12 protein-coding genes are annotated in these 20053 nt (G+C 67.9%); all 12 read left to right on the top strand.

From position 1 onward, the window contains the following. Nucleotides 1–117 precede the first annotated feature (117 nt). Complete coding sequence (locus ACF9IK_RS13975) at nucleotides 118–2730, top strand: SpoIIE family protein phosphatase (RefSeq protein ID WP_395294534.1); 2613 nt, start codon at nucleotides 118–120, stop codon at nucleotides 2728–2730. Nucleotides 2731–2880: 150 nt separating this feature from the next. Beyond that, complete coding sequence (locus tag ACF9IK_RS13970; RefSeq protein ID WP_395294533.1) at nucleotides 2881–4644, top strand: ABC transporter family substrate-binding protein; 1764 nt, start codon at nucleotides 2881–2883, stop codon at nucleotides 4642–4644. 224 nt (nucleotides 4645–4868) lie between these two features. Beyond that, complete coding sequence (locus tag ACF9IK_RS13965) at nucleotides 4869–5117, top strand: hypothetical protein (protein WP_395294532.1); 249 nt, start codon at nucleotides 4869–4871, stop codon at nucleotides 5115–5117. A gap of 108 nt (nucleotides 5118–5225) precedes the next feature. Further along, nucleotides 5226–7052, top strand: a complete 1827-nt coding sequence (locus ACF9IK_RS13960; protein WP_395294531.1) for an ABC transporter ATP-binding protein — start codon at nucleotides 5226–5228, stop codon at nucleotides 7050–7052. A 210-nt stretch (nucleotides 7053–7262) separates the two neighbouring features. Beyond that, nucleotides 7263–10262, top strand: coding sequence for a lantibiotic dehydratase (locus ACF9IK_RS13955; protein WP_395298571.1), 3000 nt, complete (start codon nucleotides 7263–7265; stop codon nucleotides 10260–10262). Nucleotides 10263–10265: 3 nt separating this feature from the next. Continuing rightward, nucleotides 10266–11573: a lanthionine synthetase C family protein gene (locus ACF9IK_RS13950; RefSeq protein WP_395294530.1), complete on the top strand. Its 1308-nt coding sequence runs from the start codon at nucleotides 10266–10268 to the stop codon at nucleotides 11571–11573. A 297-nt stretch (nucleotides 11574–11870) separates the two neighbouring features. Next, nucleotides 11871–13775 carry a translational GTPase TypA gene (gene typA, locus ACF9IK_RS13945; protein ID WP_395294529.1) on the top strand — a complete coding sequence of 635 codons (1905 nt, stop codon included), beginning with the start codon at nucleotides 11871–11873 and terminating at the stop codon, nucleotides 13773–13775. A gap of 430 nt (nucleotides 13776–14205) precedes the next feature. Then, complete coding sequence (locus ACF9IK_RS13940) at nucleotides 14206–15840, top strand: peptide ABC transporter substrate-binding protein (protein WP_395294528.1); 1635 nt, start codon at nucleotides 14206–14208, stop codon at nucleotides 15838–15840. Between the two features lie 89 nt (nucleotides 15841–15929). Next, nucleotides 15930–16874, top strand: coding sequence for an ABC transporter permease (locus tag ACF9IK_RS13935; protein WP_395294527.1), 945 nt, complete (start codon nucleotides 15930–15932; stop codon nucleotides 16872–16874). Then, the gene (locus tag ACF9IK_RS13930; protein ID WP_395294526.1) at nucleotides 16867–17811 is read left to right on the top strand and encodes an ABC transporter permease; all 945 of its coding nucleotides are present in this window, start codon (nucleotides 16867–16869) and stop codon (nucleotides 17809–17811) included. The genes ACF9IK_RS13935 and ACF9IK_RS13930 overlap by 8 nt, the downstream gene beginning before the upstream one ends. Nucleotides 17812–17830: 19 nt before the next feature. Further along, entirely contained in the window at nucleotides 17831–18880 is a 1050-nt protein-coding gene (locus ACF9IK_RS13925) for an ABC transporter ATP-binding protein (protein WP_395294525.1), read from the top strand. Then, nucleotides 18873–19892 carry an ABC transporter ATP-binding protein gene (locus tag ACF9IK_RS13920; protein WP_395294524.1) on the top strand — a complete coding sequence of 340 codons (1020 nt, stop codon included), beginning with the start codon at nucleotides 18873–18875 and terminating at the stop codon, nucleotides 19890–19892. The genes ACF9IK_RS13925 and ACF9IK_RS13920 overlap by 8 nt, the downstream gene beginning before the upstream one ends. Nucleotides 19893–20053: the final 161 nt, after the last annotated feature.

Here is a 20053-nt window from a genome sequence, read left to right as displayed (position 1 = left end):
AAAAACCTTCGCCCGATCTGATGTTGTGATGTTGAGGGCGTGTGAACGCACCCCTCGATGATGAATACTCGGTCTTCTCGGCATCCGGACGGTCGCGGGTTTGGAGGGGTCGGTCCGTTGAACAGCACCCCGGCGCGTAACGCGCCGAGCAGCAGCGGTCATGCCGCTGTGCCCGGGCAGGCCGGCTCGCCGCACCTGCCCGCCCACGCGGCCGCGACGGCCGCCGCGCACCGCCACGGCGGCGCCGCCCGCACCGCGGTCGCGACCGACCAGTGGGGCGCCGGGGATCCGGGCTCGATCTACGAGTACATCCGGGTGGCGACCTTCGCGATCGGCCCCGACGGCCGGATCAGCCAGTGGAGCGAGCGCGCCGCGGAGTTCTTCGGCCTGCCCGCCGCGGAGGCGGTCGGCGCCGACCCGATCAGCACCTTCGTCCCGCGCGAGCTCTGGCAGCGCGGCCGCGCCCGGCTGGAGCGCACGCTGGCCGGCGAGGAGTGGGTCGGCACCGCGCCGTACCGCGACGCCACCGGCGGCGAGGGGCTCGCCGAGCTCTACCTGATGCCCGACAGCGCGCTGCCCACCGCCGGCGCCACCTGTCTCGCCGTCGACCTCGGCCGCCTGCGCCGGATCGAGACCGACCTCGCCGCCTCGGTGGCCGTCTTCGGCCAGACCCCGACCGGCTTCGTCCTGTTCGACGAGCGGCTGCGGCTGCAGCGCGTCAACGACGCCTTCGCCTCCGGGATGGGCCTGGCCCCCGCCGACCTCGAAGGCCTCACCGCCCACGACATCTTCCCGACCTCGGAGGCCGACCGGCTCACCGCCGCCCTGCGCAAGGTCCTCGCCACCGGCGAGCCCGTCTTCGACCTGCGCTTCCACTCCGCCGTCCCGACCCGGGACGGCAACCGGCTCTGGGCCGTCTCGCTCTACCGCCTCAACGGATCGGCCGGCCAGCCGATGGGCGTCGCCGGGCAGGTCTCCGACGTCACCAGCCGCCACGTCGCCGAGCGCGAGGCCGACGGCGTCCGCCGCAACCTCGCCCTGCTGAACGAGGCCAGCGCCCACATCGGCTCCACCCTCGACCTGGAGACCACCGCCAAGGAGCTGCTGGACGTCGTCGTCCCGCCGTTCTGCGACCTCGCCACCGTCGACCTCTACACCGCTCTGCTCTCCGGGGAGAGCGTGCCCAGTGCCGGCCGGCTCGGCGACACCGTGCTCACCGACGGCAGCGGCGAACTGCGCCGGGTCGCCGTCTCCAGCGTGGTCGGCGGTGCCTCGTCGGTGCTCGGCTCGGTCACCGGCCTGCCGATCGCCGAGGCGGGCGGCACCCTCTGCTACCCGCGCCGCTCCCCGCACGCGCGGGCGCTGCGCACCGGCCGCAGCGTCGTCCCCGAGCCGGGGCCCGACCCGCTGCTGCGCTCCACCCTGATCGTTCCGCTGGTCGCCCGCGACCAGGTCCTCGGGCTGGTCCAGCTCTCCCGCGCGATCGGCAGCGAGCCCTTCGACGCCCGCGACGTGGCCATCGCGGAGGAGCTGGTCGCCCGGGCCGCCGTCTGCATCGACAACGCCCGGCTCTACCGCCGCGAGCACGAGCGCGCGCTGATCCTGCAGCGCAGCCTGCTGCCCCCGGGCAACCCGGCCGCCAGCGGCCTGGAGATCGCCTGCCGCTACCTGCCCAGCAACAACAACACCGAGGTCGGCGGCGACTGGTTCGACGTCATCCCGCTGCCCGGCAACCGCACCGCGCTGGTCATCGGCGACGTCATGGGCCGCGGACTGCGGGCCGCCGTGGCGATGGGCCAACTGCGCACCGCCGTCCGCACCCTGGCCATGCTCGACCTCGACCCGGCCGAGGTGCTCTCCGCCCTCGACGAGATCGCCCGCGGACTCGGAGACGACACCGCGCCCGCGGTGACGCCCACCCCGTACGGGCGGCTCACGTCGAGCGCCGACGAGGAGGCCCGCGAGGTCTACCTCGCGACGTGCGTCTACGCGGTCTACGACGCCGTCACCCGGCGCTGCACCTTCGCCAACGCCGGCCACCTGCCGCCCGTCCTGCTCAGCCCGGGGGAGCCGGCGCGGATGCTCGACGTCCCGCCGGGTCTGCCGCTCGGCGTCGGCGGCGAGCCGTTCGAGGAGGTCGAGCTGACCCTGCCGGACGGCGCCGTACTCGGCCTCTACACCGACGGCCTGGTGGAGAGCCGCAAGCACCAGCTGGACGAGGGCCTGCGTGCCTTCCGCACCGCGCTGTCCGCCGAGGGCAGGGGGTTGGAGGACCTCTGCGACCACGTCCTCGGAGAGCTCATCCCGCACCACGGCGAGGACGACATCGCCCTGTTGATGGCCAAGGTGCACGCCTTCCCCGAGGACGCCGTCGGCAACTGGTTCCTGCCGCCGGAGCCGACCTCGGTGGCCAAGGCCCGCGAGCTGGCCTGCAGCTGGCTGCTGGCACGCGGCCTGGACGAGCTGGTCGACACCACCGAGCTGCTGGTCAGCGAGCTGGTCACCAACGCGCTCCGGCACGGCCGGGGCGAGATCCGGCTCCGGCTGCTGCGCGACCGCACCATGGTCTGCGAGGTCTGGGACGACGGCTACGCCCAGCCGCGCCAGCGTCGCGCCCAGGAGACCGACGAGGGCGGGCGCGGGCTCCAGCTGGTCAGCCTGCTGGCGGAACGCTGGGGCAGCCGGCGCACGCCCAAGGGCAAGATCGTCTGGTTCGAACTCGCCCTGTAGCGGCGCGCCGACCGGCCGGTCCGACCGGCTCGGGCCCCGGGCACGCCGGAGGCGAGCGGGCGGGTCACGGTTCCGCCGACCGGGTGCAGTCGCCGGGCGGCCGACGTGTCGGCGGGCCCGGCTCCGGCCGGGCGGCGTTCGATGGCCGCCATGCGCGTCCGCCAGCTCACCACCGCAGCCGCCGCGCTGCTGCTCGCCGCCGGTCCCCTGGCCGGCTGCTCCGGCGCCCCGGCCCCGGCCCGCACCCCGGCGCCGGTCCCCTCCTCCGCGGACCCGGTCGCGGTCACCGGCGACATCCGCCCCTACGAGCGGGACGCCGTCCGGGACGGCGGCACGCTGCGGTGGGCGCTGGACGCCGTCCCGGCCACGCTGAACGTCTACCAGGGCGCCGCGACCGCCGACTCGGCGCTGCTCGCGCACGCCCTCTACCCCGCACTGTTCCGGCCGGACGAGCACGGCCGGCTCGTCGCCGACCCGGACTACCTGGAGTCCGCCGAGTCCACCCCGCCCGGGCAACTGCCGCAGGTGGTCACCTACCGGCTCAACCCGCGAGCCGTCTGGAGCGACGGCACCCCGCTCTCGGCAGCCGACTTCACCGCCCAGCGGGCCGCGCTGTCCGGCCTCGACCCCGCTTACGGGGCCGCCCGGGCGGCCGGGTACGGCGCGATCGACTCGATCACCCCGGGCGCCGGTCCGCACGAGGTCAGGGTGGTCTTCCGGCAGCCGTACGCCGAGTGGCGCTCGCTGTTCGGCCCGCTCTACCCCGCTGCCGAGACCGCGACCCCGGCCGCCTTCAGCCGGCCGCTCGCCGGCGGTCCGCACCTGACGGCGGGGCCGTTGCGGCTCACCGGGTACGACCCGGTGGGCGGCCGGGCCACCGCGGCGCGCAGTCCGCTCTGGTGGGGGGAGCGGTCCAAGGCCGACCGGATCGACTTCCTGGCCGTCCCGGCCGAGCAGCGGCTGGACGCGCTCGCCCAGGACCGGCTCGACATCGCGCCGGTGACGGCGGCGGTCGACCGGGCCCCGGCGGCCCCCGGCGCCTCGGCCGACCAGGCCCGGGCCGCCGACGAGGCGCTGCGGCGCGCGGAATCGCTCCCCGGTGTCACCGTGCACCGGGCGTCCGCGCCCTCGCTCACCCAGCTCACCCTCAACGCCGCCCGCGGACCGCTCACCGATCCGTCCGTCCGGCTCGCGCTCGCCCGGGCTGTCGACCGGCGCCGGATCGCCGAGGCCGCGCTCGCCCCACTCGGCCTCGCCGGTGCCCCGCTCGGCAGCCACCTGCTGGCCGGCGACCAGGACGGCTACCGGGACAACGCCGACGCCGTCGGCCGCGCCGATCCGGACAGGCTGCTGGACGCGGCCGGCTGGAAGCGTCCCGCGCAGGGCGGCACCCGGACCAGGGACGGCCGGGAGCTCGCCCTGTCGCTGCTGCTCCCGGCCGACTCCGCGACCGCCCGGCGCACCGCCGACGCCCTGACCGCCGACCTCGCCGAGACCGGGATCTCCGTCCGGGCCATGGCCGTCCCGGTCGACACGTTCGTCCCCGGCCACCTGGCCGCCGGCGACTACGACCTCGCCCTGTTCTCCTGGCCCGCCGGGCCGTCCCCGGCGGTCGACCAGCGCCCGGTCTACGCCAAGCCCCGGCCGGGCGCGGACGGCTCACTGGAGGCCGGCAGCAACTACGGTCGCGCGGGGACGGAGGAGATCGACCGGCTCTTCGACCGGGCGGCGGCCGAACTCGACCCCGCGGCCCGCCTCGCCCTGCTCCAGGAGGCCGACACGCGGATCTGGCAGCTCGGCCACTCGGTGCCGCTGTACCAGCGCCCCGACCTGGTCGCCGTCCGCGACGGCATCGCGGCCGCAGGCGCCTGGGGCTACGGCTGGCCCCGCTTCCAGGACATCGGCCTCTCCTAGGGTTGCTGAGGCTGGGATGCGTACGATTCCGGCGTAAGGAATCAATGATTCAATATGGGGGGATTTCCTGATCGGAGATTTCTCAACTTTTGCTCAATCTGCTTGACGGTGGCGATTCGGATCCATGCGGCTTTCACTTTCCACTTATGAAACAAGTCCGTGCACAGGCCTTGACAGGTGCAGCGCCATGCCGCGAGGATGAGGTCACGTGTTACCCGTCGGAAATGGAGGACCAGGAAATGAGCCCTGTCGCTTCTGTAGCGGAGCGAGACGATATCTTCGACCTCGACATCGAGTTCGTCGAAGCTGGCAATGACGTGCGTATGGACACCACGATCACGATGCCCAGCCAGAGCATCTACTGCGGTCAGACCGGCCCCAACTACACGTGTTACTGCTCCTACGTGCCGACGCAGTGCGGCAGCACCTATGGCTTCGCCAATGCGCCGGGTATGTGTGCCGGCAAGTGCTGAGGTAAGGGGCCCCCTGCTGATCAGGCAGGGGGCCCGCTCCAGATTTCGGCCCGTGGCGCGGATCAAACTCCTGTCGCAACACCTGTACGACTAATTGGCTGGCGATCCATGAAGCAGGAAACGCGGTATCCGATCTTTCACCGAGGAGGTCGAGCGCTTGCACTGGCGCATCGCGCAGCGCCGAAGACCACTGGCTTCCTGGCGGTGGTCGGCTTGCTTGGATCGGGCCTTCCGGTGGTCGCCGCCTGGCTCATGAAGGCGGTCCTCGACGGCATTTCCTCCGGAGTCGCGCCAGCGAGCGGTGGAGGGATGCTCCTGCTGGTCCTCCTGGTGTTTGCGGGAGTTTTCTCGGCGGTTTTGCCGCACGTGAAGTCGTACCTTAAAGAGGAACTTGACCGCTCCGTTTCGGCGCGTTCCTACGACACGGTTTACAAGAAGATCAACCAGTTTGTCACGCTGGCAAGATTCGAAGACCCAAAGTTTTTAGACCGCCTGCGCCTGGCTCAGCAAGCGGGCGTCACGGCGCCAGGAGCGGTGGTCACGGCGCTGCTGGGGTCGGTGGCTGGCCTGGTGACGGCCTGTGGATTCATCGTGTCGCTCTGGTTGCTGAGTCCGGTGCTGGCGGTCACATTGGTCCTGTCGATCGTTCCGGTGGCTCTGGTCGAGTTCTATCTCGGTTCGCGACGGGCCGAGGTGCTCCACCTGGTTGCGCCGTTGCAGCGCCGGGAGTTCTTCTACCGTGAGCTGATTGCCAACAATCGGGCGGCCAAAGAACTGCGACTCTACGGGACCGGTGACTTCTTCAGGCAGCGAATGATGGCCGATCGACGGCTGTCGGACTCCCATCAGCGGGCGCTGGCGCGCAAGAAACTCGGTGCCGGTGCGCTGACTGCACTGGCAGGTGCGGCCGCGGCCGGCCTGGCCCTGGCTTGGTCGGTGCGATCGGCCTGGAAAGGTGAGCTGACGGTCGGAGACGTCTCCATGCTCATCGCCGCGGTGGCGGGTGTCCAGACGTCGGCCTCGGGCCTGGTGGAGACTTTTGCCAGGACGCATGAGAGCCTGATCCTGTTCGGTCACTATCTGTTCATCATCGATCTGGATCTCGACGTCCCAGCTCCGGTACGGCCACGGTCCGTGGTGCCGCTGCGTTGGGGGATCGAGATACGTGATGTCTGGTTCAGGTATTCCGACGACGCGCCGTGGGTCCTGGAAGGGGCAAGCCTGTTCATTCCGCACGGAAGCACAGTCGGAATAGTCGGAAAGAACGGGGCCGGGAAGAGCACCCTCGTCAAACTCCTGTGCCGATTCCATGATCCCACTCGCGGTGCGATCTACTGGGATGGTGTCGACATCAGAGACATTCCTGCAGGTGATCTCAGGCGGAGAATTGGTGCGGTCTTTCAGGACTTTATGTTCTATGACCTGTCGGCCGCCGAGAATATCGGCATTGGGGATGTCGAGCGAATATCGGATGGCGATCGGGTGCGCAAGGCCGCGGAGCTTGCCGGCATTCATGGAGTCCTTTCCGGGCTCCCTCTCGGCTATCAGACGCTACTCAGCCGGATCTTCTTTAGCGAAGAAGACAAGAACGATCCTAAGACGGGTGTGATGCTTTCCGGCGGGCAGTGGCAGCGGGTCGCCCTGGCGCGCGGCCTCATGCGCGATGAGCGAGACTTCCTTATTCTGGATGAGCCCACTTCGGGACTCGACCCGGAAGCAGAGAAGGAGGTGGGACGCCGGATTGCCGAGTTCGGTGCGAGCCGAACCAGCCTGCTGATCACACACCGTCTCGGAAGCATCCGTGAATCGGATGCGATAGCCGTCCTGGCAGGTGGCAGAATTGTTGAATTGGGAACACACGACGAGCTTATCTCCGCTGCGGGGACCTATGCTGAACTCTTTGCCATGCAGGCCGATGGATATGTCGGACCATAATCCACGTCTATCCGTGACCTTCATGCGTCCGACCTTCTGAGCGGGCCCCGAGTTGAATCCTGTAAATGAGCGAAGGATATGAGCGGACAGAAATTCAAAGCGCAGGAGCCTGTTCTCGTTCGACTTGCGACGAGTCGTTCCGGCCAACCGGCCGACGCGCCTCCGGTGCTGGATCCGGATCAGCCGGGCTACTCTGTGAAGTTGACGGAGATGCTGTCCGTGATGGCGTCCGACGAAATCTTCCACGAGGCTGTCGACATATCCAGCCCGCAACTCGGGAAGGCTCTGTCCGATATTCGGGACGGCCGGAAGCCGGACCCCCGGCGGGTGGAGCGCGTTATGCTGTCGACGCTGCGCTACCGCCTGCGCATGAAGAACCGGCCGACCCCCTTCGGCACGATGGCAGGGGTTTCGCTCGGGTCACTGGCCGACGAGACCCGCGTGAGGATCGGGGAGGAGCACCGGAAGCACGTCCGAGCCGACGCGGGATGGGTCCTTGAAGTTGCCATGGCAATGCTCGAGGATCGGAACACGAGGTACGCGGTCGGGGTGGCCTGGAACAATTTGTGCTCGGTCCGCGGTGGGCGGCTCATCCTGCCCTATGCTGCCCGCTCCGGCGAAGGAGTGGCTGCTGGGTCGAGGAATGCGGAAATATCGCTTCGGTTCACCCCTGCGGTGAGAAGCGTCATGAACGAGTCGGCGAACGGCGTCAACTATCGACGACTCGTGGAGGCGATGTGCGATGCACATCCCGGGGCGGGCGAGGAGACCATCGATCGGATGCTCCACTCGCTCATGCGGAACGAGGTACTCCTCACCGAGTTCCAGGCCGGCGGGGGAGATGTGGATCCCCTCGATCACCTGATCGACTTCCTTCAACGTGAAGCGGCCGGTGATGCAACCGCTCTGCGGAACGTTGCGGACCTCCTCGACCGTTACGCCGGCTCGGGGCCGGGGGCCGGAAGTGATCTTCGGGCAGTGGCCGCGAAGGCGATGCGGCAGATTCACTCCGGGGGGCGGTCTCCGTTCCAGGTGGACCTCAGGCTCGATGCGGAGTTCGCGGTCGGCCAGACCGTCGCGAAGGAAGCGGAGAAGGCGGCTGCGGCTCTGTGGCGGATGGCTCCGCGCCGGGTGGCCCGGCACCAGAGCGAGTATCTGTCCCTCTTCCTCGAACGCTATGGAGAGGACGCTGTGGTGCCGCTGCTGGATCTGTTGGATCCGCATGCGGGAATCGGAGCGCCGGCCTCGTACATCTGGCCCGCCTCAACGGCCGCCGGCGAGCAGGCGGCCGTAGGCCAGTCAGGCGAGGACGCGAAGCGGACCAGCATCCTCGCCGACCTCCTGCAGGACTGCCTCCTGAGTGGCAACGATGAGCTGGTGCTGGACGACGAGCACCTCGACCGGCTGGCCCATCCGGACGACGGTACGGCGGAATCGCTGGACCTCTGCGTACAGATACTAGCGCCGTCGGCCGCTGCCATGGATGCGGGCGACTTCAGGTTGGTGATCTCACCGACCATCGGCTCGACGGCTGCTGGCAGCATGCTGGGTCGGTTCGCCCACATGCTCGACGCGACGTCGCTACTTCGAGAACTGTTCTCGGACCAGTCCGCGGAGGAGGACCTGATCATCGCGGAGATCGACTTCCAGCCCGCGGAGAGCAGGCTGCACAATGTGACCCGGACGCCGCGCGTCGCCGCGCGCACCATAGCGGTCGGCGCCTATCCGGTCGCTGACAAGGATGCCCGCCTCGACCTCGAAGACCTTGCCGTGGTGGTACGCGGAAATAGGTTGAGGCTCGTCTGGGCTCCGACCGGCGGCCGGGTCAAGGTCGTGATCCCGCACATGTTGAACCTTGCCACCGCCGCCCCGAACGTGGCGCGCCTGATGACAGAGCTCTCACGCGAGGGCCTCCAGCAATGGAGGGGCTGGAGCTGGGGCGACTTCGAGAGCTTCCGGTACCTGCCGAGGGTCGTCTACGGTCGCACGATCCTTCAGCCGGCCCGCTGGCTACCTTCGGATGCAATGAGGGGGGGTGGAGACGAGAACTGGACGCAATGGCTGGAAGCACTCCGTGACTGGCAAGCGCAGTGGAACGTTCCCGACCGGATCAGGACCGTTCTCGTCGACCGGTGCCTTGACCTCGACCTGACCGATGTCCTGCATTGCAGGCTGCTCAGGGCGGAACTCACCAGGAACCCGGACCTGTGCCTCTTCGAGATCTGTGCGGGTGACGAGGACTTCGGCTGGAGCGGGGGACACGCCAACGAGGTCGTCTTCCCGCTGAAGCGGGAGACGGTAGCCGCATCACCCGGTCCGGACGGCTCCCGCCGGACGGTGGCGCGTCGGCGCGCGGACCTCGTCCCCACACGGATGATCGGCCCTAGGGGCGTCTTCCAACCCGGTGGCGAGTGGGTGTACCTGAAGGTCTACGCGAATCGGACCGGGCAGGACCGTCTCCTCTCGCTCGAGGTTCCGCGGCTGCTGGCCGCCTGTGAGGGCCGCTTCGACCGGTGGTTCTTCATCAGGTACGCGGATCCTGACGCACACCTGCGGATCAGACTGCACGGCACGCCGGACGACATGCGGACTCACGTGATGGCTGCTGTGCACGAGTGGTCCGACGACCTTGTCGCGCAGCGCCTCATTCGCGGCACCGTGCTCGAGGCATACGAGCCCGAGTACGCACGGTACGGCGGCCCCGGTCTCATGGAGGCTGCCGAGGCCTTCTTCCACGCGGATAGTGAGATCGTGCTGGCGCAACTGCAGGCGAGAGCTCGTGGCTCCCTCCCGATGCGCCGAGACACGCAGGCCGCGATCAACTTCATCGGGCTTCTGCAGTCGTTCGGTGAGTGGGGGTGGAACCGTTGGATCGTGGACAGCATCGACCGGGTTGCGACTGTCCGGAGCGAACTGCCCCCTGCCAGCGAACTCGCCCTGCTGGATCCGACCAGTGACTGGGCGAAGTTGCGGACGACCGATGCCGGGGCCTCCCTGGTGGCTGGTTGGAGCCGTTGGACAGATCCTGCCCGGGAGTACGGTCGAGCGCTGTTCCGGGACGCTAGGCCCACGCAGGAGGGAACGCGTGTGCTGAGGAGTCTGCTCCACATGCACTTCAACAGACTGGCCGGAACCAGCCGCGACACCGAGACCCGGGTCGGCGGTATCGTGCGCAATGCAGCATGGTCCCACCTCGAAAGGACCAGGTGAGCCATGTCGCATCTGCGATCGACCGCGGCCGAGCTCGTCCTTGAGGTTGCCAAGCGGATGGCCGACCCGGCAGCTCTGGAACTCACGGCACTGGACAGCGGTGGCCGGACACCTTCGGGCGAGGCGGCTGGCCAGCCCATGTGGGAACCTCTGTCGCTGGCCAGCGGATTCCCCGGCGTGACTCTCCTGCCCGCCGAGCTCGGACACCATGATCGGTACTTCCGCCGCGTCGCGCACGAGTACCTGGCGGCGGCCGGCAAGCATGCGAGTCATGCGTTGGCGGGTGGGCTGTACAACGGGCTGGCCGCATATTCGTTCGCCGCCCATGCCGCAGCACACGGGCCGGAGGACTACGGCCTCCTCAGATCGCGGGTCGACGGCAGGACTGCCGAGTTCATGGCCGGGTTCGCCGGAGCCAGGAGGACAGTCTTGGCCGACGGCGGCCACAAACGCCAGTTCCACGATTTCGATGTGATCAGTGGTGTCACCGGGGTCGGGCGCCACCTCCTTGCGGCCGGCGAGGCGGCTGCGGCGCAGGAGGTGTTGTCCTACGTGGTCGAACTCGTACTCTCGCAGCGAGATGATCTCGGGGAAGGCGTGCCCGGGTGGTGGGTGGATCACGGCATGACATTCGAGGATGACACACCTGGCGGCCACGGGAACTTCGGGCTGGCCCACGGGATCAGCGGGCCCCTGGCACTCCTCGCGATCGCATGGGGGAACGGGTACCGACACGAGCGGGTGGAATCGGCCGTACGCAAGATCGTGAGTTGGCTGCAGGAGTGGCAGCAGGGGGACGAGGCCGGGCCGTTCTGGCCGACCGGAATCGGCCTGCACGAACTCGCGGTCGGGCGGCCTCACGACGGCTCGGCCACACGCCCGTCCTGGTGCTACGGCACCCCGGGCATTGCGAACTCGCTACGGCTGGCCGGGGAGGCCCTGGGTGAACCGGATTGGGTTCGTACCGCCCGTTCCGCGCTTGCCGGGGCTCTGAGCCGGACCACAATCGGGTTGACTGGCCCCAGCATCTGTCATGGACATGCAGGACTGCTGGTCGTCGCGGAGGCCTTCCGGCACATGCAGGACTCTGACGCCCTCGGCCAGGCGGCCGACCGGCTGGCCGGAAGTCTGATCGATTCCTTCGACTCCGAGGCTCCGTTCGGGTTCACCGTGATCCAAGAGGCAACCGGACTCCGGCTGAACCACCCGGGCTTTCTGGACGGCGCCGTGGGAATACTGCTCGCACTCTGGTGCTACGCCACGGGGGCGCCCGCCCGTTCCGGTTGGGACAGGGCCCTGCTGCTCGCATGACGCGCGGTTCCGGTCTGGGGAGACGCAGCACAGGAACCGGAAGGGTGCACGCCGTAGTCGTGCACGGCGGAGCCGATCGTTATCCCGCCCAGCCTGTGATCTTGGTCCCGCCCGAGGCCGCCGTTTCGGCCCACCTGGGTGGTTCCCCGTACGATAGGAGGAAGCCGTGGCATGTCCTGCCCGGCGGGTGGACCGGTAGTAGCAGGCGGAACGGGCGGCGGCGATCAACAGGGATCGCCGGTCGGCGTCTCGCGGGCCGGGCGCCGTAACCCACGATTCCGGGAGAATCCGCTAGGCATGCCCACGCGCAACGACATCCGTAACGTCGCCATCGTCGCCCACGTCGACCACGGCAAGACCACCCTGGTCGACGCCATGCTCAAGCAGGCCGGTGCCTTCGCGGCCCACCAGCAGCTCGACGACCGCATGATGGACTCGAACGACCTGGAGCGCGAGAAGGGCATCACCATTCTCGCGAAGAACACCGCGGTCAAGTACCACCCCAAGGACGGCGGCGCGCCGATCACCATCAACATCATCGACACCCCGGGCCACGCCGACTTCGGTGGCGAGGTCGAGCGCGGTCTGTCGATGGTGGACGCGGTCGTCCTGCTGGTCGACGCCTCCGAGGGCCCGCTGCCGCAGACCCGCTTCGTGCTGCGCAAGGCGCTCACCGCCCGTCTGCCCGTCATCCTCTGCATCAACAAGACGGACCGTCCGGACGCCCGGATCGACGAGGTCATCAACGAGACCTACGACCTCTTCCTGGACCTGGACGCGGACGAGGACCAGATCGAGTTCCCGATCGTCTACGCCTGCGCCCGTGACGGCGTCGCCTCGCTGACCAAGCCGGAGAACGGCACCGTCCCGGCCGACAGCACCAACCTGGAGCCGTTCTTCTCCACCATCCTGGAGCACGTCCCGGCCCCGACGTTCGAGGAGGACGCGCCGCTCCAGGCCCACGTCACCAACCTCGACGCCGACAACTTCCTCGGCCGCATCGCGCTGCTCCGCGTCGAGCAGGGCGAGCTGCGCAAGGGCCAGACCGTGGCCTGGATCAAGCGCGACGGCACCATCTCCAACGTCCGCATCTCCGAGCTGCTGATGACCGAGGCGCTCACCCGCAAGCCGGCCGAGGTGGCGGGCCCCGGTGACATCTGCGCCGTCGCCGGCATCTCGGAGATCATGATCGGCGAGACCCTGGCCGACCCGGAGAACCCCATCGCGCTGCCGCTGATCACGGTGGACGAGCCGGCCATCTCGATGACCATCGGCACCAACACCTCGCCGCTGGTCGGCCGGGGCGGCAGCGGCAAGGGCGCGGACGCCAAGTCCGGCGTCAAGGTCGACCGCAAGGTCACCGCCCGCCAGGTGAAGGACCGCCTGGACCGCGAGCTGATCGGTAACGTCTCGCTGCGCGTCCTGGACACCGAGCGCCCGGACGCCTGGGAGGTGCAGGGCCGCGGTGAGCTGGCGCTGGCCATCCTGATCGAGACCATGCGCCGGGAGGGCTTCGAGCTGACCGTCGGCAAGCCGCAGGTGGTCACCAAGGAGGTCAACGGCAAGACCCACGAGCCCGTGGAGCGTCTGACCGTGGACGTCCCCGAGGAGCACATGGGTGCCGTCACCCAGCTGATGGGTGTCCGCAAGGGCCGGATGGACAACATGTCCAACCACGGCTCGGGCTGGGTCCGGATGGAGTTCGTCGTCCCGTCCCGCGGCCTGATCGGCTTCCGCACCGAGTTCCTCACCAACACCCGCGGCACCGGCATCGCGCACTCGATCCACGAGGGCCACGAGCCGTGGTTCGGCACCCTGAGCACCCGCAACAACGGTTCGCTGGTGGCCGACCGGGCCGGCGTCGTCACCGCCTTCGCGATGACCAACCTGCAGGAGCGCGGCGTGCTCTTCTGCGAGCCGGGCACCGAGGTCTACGAGGGCATGATCGTCGGTGAGAACTCGCGCTCCGACGACATGGACGTGAACATCACCAAGGAGAAGAAGCTCACCAACATGCGGTCCTCGACCGCCGACGTGGCCGAGTCGATCGTCCCCCCGCGCAAGCTCTCGCTGGAGCAGTCGCTGGAGTTCTGCCGCGAGGACGAGTGCATCGAGGTGACCCCGGAGACTGTTCGCATCCGTAAGGTCGTCCTCGACCAGAAGGACCGCGGCCGTACCGCCTCGCGCGCGAAGAAGGCGTGATCTCCGCCTTCCGAGGCCCTTTGGCCTGAAACGATCGCCCCCCTTTCCAATGGGAAGGGGGGCGATCTTTTTCAACTACTCCAAGTTGTCGACGCGCGTATAAACGGAATAGCGCTAACCGCGGCAGGGTGTCCGCTGAGCGAACACGGCAGTCCGTCATCCATGACGACTGTCCGTTTGGTACCTGTCTGGGTATGTCTTATATGTCCGATTTCCGAAACTTACCGACCGTTCATGTGACCTAATTGAGATCGGCAGTGTTCACTTTCGTGTCCGTGCGTGACGGATAGTGGGTGCAGTCAGGCTCGGGTCAAGGGTTAACGCGCAGGGGTGCGCGCCGAAACCACGAGCGCGGACGGCACAGCGGAAGCGGCGTCAGCCGCCCGAAGTGCTCTCCTCGTTGAAAAGTCGATTTCAGGAGGCATCCCCCATGCGCGGTGCAACCCAGACCAAGTGGCTCGTCGCGGCGACCGCGATCGCCCTCGCGGCGACCGCTTGCAGCACCAGCTCGAAGAGCAACGACAAGGCGTCCTCCGGCGGCGGCACCATCGCCGTCCAGCTGGGTGAGCCGCAGCACGGTCTGGTTCCGCAGAACACCGCGGAGTCCGAGGGCACCGAGGTCGAGAACGCCCTCTTCGCCGGCCTGATCGACTACGACTTCAAGACCAACGCCCCGAAGCTGCGCGTGGCCGAGTCCATCGAGACCACGGACAGCAAGGTCTGGACGATCAAGATCAAGGACGGCTACACCTTCCACAACGGCGAGAAGGTCACCGCCAAGTCCTTCGTCGACGCCTGGAACTGGGGCGCCAATCAGGACAACGCCGCCGAGGGCCTGCCGTTCTACGCGAAGATCGAGGGCGCCGACGAGCTGGCCCCGGGCAAGGACAAGAAGCCCACCGCCAAGGAGCTCAAGGGCCTGAAGGTCGTCGACGACAAGACCTTCACCGTCACCCTCTCCGCGCCGTTCTCGCAGTTCAAGACCATGCTCGGGTACAACCCGTTCTACCCGCTGCCGCAGGCGTTCTTCGCCGACCCGAAGGCCTTCGGCGACAAGCCGATCGGCAACGGCCCGTTCGAGATGGACGGCTCGTGGGAGCACAACAAGCAGATCAAGGTCAAGCGCTACGAGAACTTCCCGGCCTCGGACGGCAAGGCGAAGCTCCAGGGCGTCACCTTCAAGATCTACGACAAGCTGGAGACGGCTTACAACGACCTGCGCGCCGACAACATCCAGGCCACCGACAAGCTCCCGATCTCGGCGATGGCCGGCGTCAAGGCCGAGTTCGGCGACCGCTACATCTACAAGCCGGAGTCGGGCGTCGGCTACATCGGCTTCCCGATCGCCACCAACCCGGACGCCTACGGCAAGCCGGAGATCCGCAAGGCGATCTCGATGGCGATCGACCGCGAGGCGATCACCAAGACCATCTTCTCGGGCACCCGCGTCCCGGCCGACGACTTCGTCAGCCCGCTGATCCCGGGCTACCGCAAGGGCGCCATGGGCGACGCGGCCAAGTACGACCCGGCCAAGGCCAAGGAGCTCTTCACCCAGGCCGGCGGTGTTCCGAACAACACCATCGAGCTGGGCTACAACGCCGACGGTGGCCACAAGGAGTGGATCGAGGCCGTCGGCAACCAGCTGAAGAAGAACCTCGGCGTCGAGGTCACCTTCAAGCCGTTCGAGAAGTTCGGCAAGATCCTGGACGCGCTGGGCGACAAGCAGTACTCGGGCGCCTTCCGCATGGCGTGGTCGATGGACTACCCGTCGATGGAGGACTACCTGCGTCCGATCTTCTCCAAGGTCGCCATCGACAACGGCTCCAACTACGGCGGCTACGTCAACGAGCAGTTCGAGACCCTGCTCGACCAGGCCGACCAGGCCAAGACCGACGACGAGGCCCTGAAGCTCTACCAGCAGGCTGACGACATCCTGATCCAGGACCTGCCGTACATCCCGGTGTACACCTACATGTCCTCCGCGGCCTACAGCAAGAAGATCAAGAACTTCGACACCGACGCCCAGGGTCGCATGAACCTGGCTCAGGTCGAGCTCGCCGGCTGATCTGGTAGTCAGACGAACGGGGGCGGGCGGACCGGACTACAGTCCGAGTCCTCCCGCCTCCCTTCCTTGTCCGAAAGTATGGAGGTCTGATGGGCCGCTATGTGATCCGCCGACTGATACAGGCGATCCCTGTGCTGATCGGTGCGACGTTTCTGATCTACTGGCTGGTCTTCAGCCTGCCCGGCGACCCGGTGCAGGCGCTGGCCGGCGAGAAGCGCGCCGACCCGGTTGTCGCGGAAATCATCCGCAACAAGTACCACCTGAACGACCCCTTCCTGGTCCAGTACTGGGAGTACATGAAGGGCGTCTTCCAAGGGGACTTCGGGGAGAGCCTGACCGGTCGCGCCGTGAGCGACATGATCAGTGACGCTTTCCCGTACACCGTGAACCTCGCCCTCGTGGCTTTCGTCTTCGAGGCGGTCATCGGTGTCCTGGCCGGTGTGATGGCGGCCCTCCGCAAGGGCAAGTTCCTGGATCAGCTCGTGCTCATCAGCACGCTGCTGGTGATCTCCATCCCGGTCTTCGTCACGGGCTTCGTTCTTCAGCTGCTCCTCGGTGTCAAGCTCAAGAACGACTACGGCTTCGACTTCTTCACGGTCTCATTCAATGAGGACGACGGACTGCGGGGATACCTGCTGCCGGCCTTCGTGCTGGCCTCGATGTCGCTGGCCTACGTCGCCCGCCTGACCCGCACCAGCCTGATGGAGACCATGCGCGCGGACTACGTCCGGACCGCGGTCGCCAAGGGGCTGAAGCGCCGTCGGGTGATCGGCCGTCACGCTCTCCGTAACGCGCTGATCCCGATCGTCACCTTCCTCGGCGCCGACCTCGGTGGCCTGATGGGCGGTGCGGTGATCACCGAGAAGATCTTCAACATCCACGGTATCGGCGGTCTGCTCGCCCAGTCCGTGTACCAGAAGCAGGGCACGATCATCGTCGGCGTGGTCACGCTGCTGGTGCTGATCTACCTGGTCACCACCCTGCTCGTCGATCTGCTGTACGCCGTGCTCGACCCGAGGATCCGCTATGAGTGACACCATCACCAGGGGCAGCGAGGCCCCGTCCGACGACACCAGTTCGAAGAACTCTCCGGAGAAGAAGCAGAAGCCGGAGCGCGTTGCGAGCCTGTGGACCGACGCGGTCCGAGACCTCCGGCGCAACCCCGTCTTCATCATCGGCGGAGTACTGGTCACCTTCCTGCTGATCCTCTCGATCGTGCCTGGATGGTTCACCGACGGAAGCCCGTTCGACAACGATGCGTGCAACCTCGCCGACTCGCTGAAGCGGCCGAGCGCGGACCACTGGTTCGGCTTCGACGTGCAGGGCTGCGACATCTACACCCGTACGGTGTGGGGCGCCCGGAACTCGATCATCGTCGGCATCCTCACCACTGTCCTCGTGACGGTGGTCGGCGCCCTCCTCGGGCTCTGGGCCGGTTGGAAGGGCGGCATCGTCGACAGCGTTCTCTCCCGCTTCACCGAGATCTTCTTCTCGATCCCCCTGCTGCTCGGCGGCATGCTGATCATGTCGATGATTCCTTGGGCCGGAAACGCCTACAGCGTCTCGCTGGTCATGGCGGTGCTTGGCTGGCCGCAGATCTTCCGCATCATGCGTGCGTCGGTGCTGTCCAACAAGAACAACGACTACGTGATGGCGGCCCGGGCACTGGGCGCGGGGAGTGGCCGGATCACCTTCCGGCACATCCTTCCGAATGCCATCGCACCGGTCATCGTCGTGTCGGCGATCTCGCTCGGCGTCTACATCGGCGCCGAGGCGGCCCTGTCCTACCTCGGGATCGGCGTTCAGCCGCCGCAGATCTCCTGGGGTCTGATGATCAGCAGTGCCTCGGACCGGTTCCTCGAAGCGCCGCACGTGCTGCTCTTCCCGTCGGCCGCGCTGAGCGTCACCGTGCTGGCCTTCATCATGCTCGGCGACGCGGTCCGCGACGCCCTCGACCCGAAGCTCCGCTGAGAGAAGAGGTGACGACCCGATGACCACCGTGATCGAGAAGAACCAGAAGAGCGGCCGCCTTGAGGTTGGCACCCCGCTACTGGAGGTCCGCGACCTCCACGTGGAGTTCCACACCCGGGACGGCGTCGCGAAGGCCGTGAACGGCGTCAACTACTCCGTGGCCGCCGGTGAGACCCTGGCGGTGCTCGGCGAGTCCGGCTCCGGCAAGTCGGTGACCGCCCAGACCATCATGGGCATCCTCGACATGCCGCCCGGCAAGATCAGCCAGGGCCAGATCCTCTTCCGCGGCGAGGACATGCTCGCCATGAAGGAGGAGCAGCGCCGGCAGATCCGCGGCCAGAAGATCGCGATGATCTTCCAGGACGCGCTCTCCTCGCTGAACCCGGTGATGACCGTCGGTGCCCAGCTCGGCGAGATGTTCCGGGTGCACCGCGGCGCTTCCCGGAAGGAGGCCCGGGAGAAGGCCATCGAGCTGATGGAGCGGGTGCGCATCCCCGCCGCGCGACAGCGCGTTGGTGACTACCCGCACCAGTTCTCCGGCGGTATGCGCCAGCGCATCATGATCGCGATGGCGCTGTCGATGGAGCCGGACCTGATCATCGCCGACGAGCCCACCACCGCCCTGGACGTGACCGTCCAGGCCCAGGTGATGGACCTGCTGGCGGAGCTCCAGGCCGAGTACAACATGGGCCTGATCCTGATCACCCACGACCTCGGCGTGGTCGCCGACGTCGCGGACAAGATCGCCGTGATGTACGCGGGCCGGATCGTCGAGACCGCCCCGGTGCACGAGCTGTACTCCAACCCCGCGCACCCGTACACCAAGGGCCTGCTCCGCTCCATCCCGCGCCTGGACCAGAAGGGCCAGGAGCTGTACGCGATCAAGGGCCTGCCCCCGAACCTGCTGAAGGTCCCGGCCGGCTGCGCGTTCAACCCCCGCTGTGACGTCGCCACCGACCTGTGCCGCTCGGAGATCCCGAAGCTGCACCAGGTGACCGACAAGGACGGCAAGGAGCTCACCGGCCGCCGCAGCGCGTGCCACCTCTGGAAGGAGACCCTCCATGGCTGAGCCCATCCTGGAGGTCAAGGACCTGGTCAAGCACTACCCGCTGACCCAGGGCATCCTCTTCAAGAAGCAGGTCGGCGCGGTCAAGGCGGTCGACGGCGTCTCGTTCGACCTGATGAAGGGCGAGACGCTCGGCATCGTCGGCGAGTCCGGCTGTGGCAAGTCCACGCTGGCCAAGGTGCTGATGAACCTGGAGCGGGCCACCTCCGGCCAGGTCCTGTTCAAGGGCGAGGACATCTCCAAGCTGTCCGGCGCGGCCCTCAAGGCCGTCCGCCGGAACATCCAGATGGTGTTCCAGGACCCGTACACCTCGCTGAACCCGCGGATGACGGTCGGCGACATCATCGGGGAGCCGTTCGAGATCCACCCCGAGGTGGCGCCGAAGGGCGACCGCCGCAAGGCGGTCCAGGACCTGCTGGACGTCGTCGGGCTGAACCCCGAGTACATCAACCGGTACCCGCACCAGTTCTCCGGCGGCCAGCGCCAGCGCATCGGCATCGCCCGCGGCCTCGCGCTCAAGCCCGAGATCATCATCTGCGACGAGCCGGTCTCCGCCCTGGACGTGTCCGTCCAGGCGCAGGTGATCAACCTGCTGGAGCAGCTGCAGAGCGACTTCGAGCTCTCCTACATGTTCATCGCGCACGACCTCTCCATCGTCCGGCACATCTCCGACCGCGTCGGCGTGATGTACCTCGGCAAGATGGTCGAGATCGGCACGGACGAGGAGATCTACGACAACGCCACCCACCCGTACACCCAGGCGCTGCTCTCCGCGGTGCCGGTGCCGGACCCGGGTGCGCGCGAGAGCCGCGACCGGATCATCCTGACCGGCGACATCCCCTCGCCGGCCAACCCGCCGTCCGGCTGCCGCTTCCGCACCCGCTGCTGGAAGGCGGAGGAGCGCTGCAGCACCGAGGTCCCGCTGCTCGCGGTGCCCGAGGTGCTGACCGGTGCCGCCAAGCACGAGTCGGCGTGCCACTTCGCCGAGGTCCGGGAGACGGCCGCCGCCGTCTGATCCCCGGACGTCACCCGGAAGGGTCCGCGGCTTTCGAGCCGCGGGCCCTTCCGGCGTTCCGTCAACCCGGGAGGGCAGGCACCTGCACCCGTCCGGGGGTACCCGGCTCGCGCCGCCGCACGGCCGCGCTTCTCATGGGGTGTGATGCGACACACACCTTG

It is taken from the genome of Kitasatospora hibisci (assembly GCF_043950205.1).
In the GTDB taxonomy this organism is placed as follows: Bacteria; Actinomycetota; Actinomycetes; order Streptomycetales; family Streptomycetaceae; genus Kitasatospora; species Kitasatospora hibisci.
This window is presented reverse-complemented; position numbering and strand designations above follow the sequence as displayed.

What these genes read in the sequence shown, in the direction of transcription:
- ACF9IK_RS13925 (WP_395294525.1), top strand. Translation starts at nt 17,831, where the DNA reads ATGACCACCGTGATCGAGAAGAACCAGAAGAGCGGCCGCCTTGAGGTT.
- typA (WP_395294529.1), top strand. Translation starts at nt 11,871, where the DNA reads ATGCCCACGCGCAACGACATCCGTAACGTCGCCATCGTCGCCCACGTC.
- ACF9IK_RS13950 (WP_395294530.1), top strand. Translation starts at nt 10,266, where the DNA reads ATGTCGCATCTGCGATCGACCGCGGCCGAGCTCGTCCTTGAGGTTGCC.
- ACF9IK_RS13970 (WP_395294533.1), top strand. Translation starts at nt 2,881, where the DNA reads ATGCGCGTCCGCCAGCTCACCACCGCAGCCGCCGCGCTGCTGCTCGCC.
- ACF9IK_RS13960 (WP_395294531.1), top strand. Translation starts at nt 5,226, where the DNA reads ATGAAGCAGGAAACGCGGTATCCGATCTTTCACCGAGGAGGTCGAGCG.
- ACF9IK_RS13930 (WP_395294526.1), top strand. Translation starts at nt 16,867, where the DNA reads ATGAGTGACACCATCACCAGGGGCAGCGAGGCCCCGTCCGACGACACC.
- ACF9IK_RS13935 (WP_395294527.1), top strand. Translation starts at nt 15,930, where the DNA reads ATGGGCCGCTATGTGATCCGCCGACTGATACAGGCGATCCCTGTGCTG.
- ACF9IK_RS13920 (WP_395294524.1), top strand. Translation starts at nt 18,873, where the DNA reads ATGGCTGAGCCCATCCTGGAGGTCAAGGACCTGGTCAAGCACTACCCG.
- ACF9IK_RS13965 (WP_395294532.1), top strand. Translation starts at nt 4,869, where the DNA reads ATGGAGGACCAGGAAATGAGCCCTGTCGCTTCTGTAGCGGAGCGAGAC.
- ACF9IK_RS13955 (WP_395298571.1), top strand. Translation starts at nt 7,263, where the DNA reads ATGCTGTCCGTGATGGCGTCCGACGAAATCTTCCACGAGGCTGTCGAC.
- ACF9IK_RS13940 (WP_395294528.1), top strand. Translation starts at nt 14,206, where the DNA reads ATGCGCGGTGCAACCCAGACCAAGTGGCTCGTCGCGGCGACCGCGATC.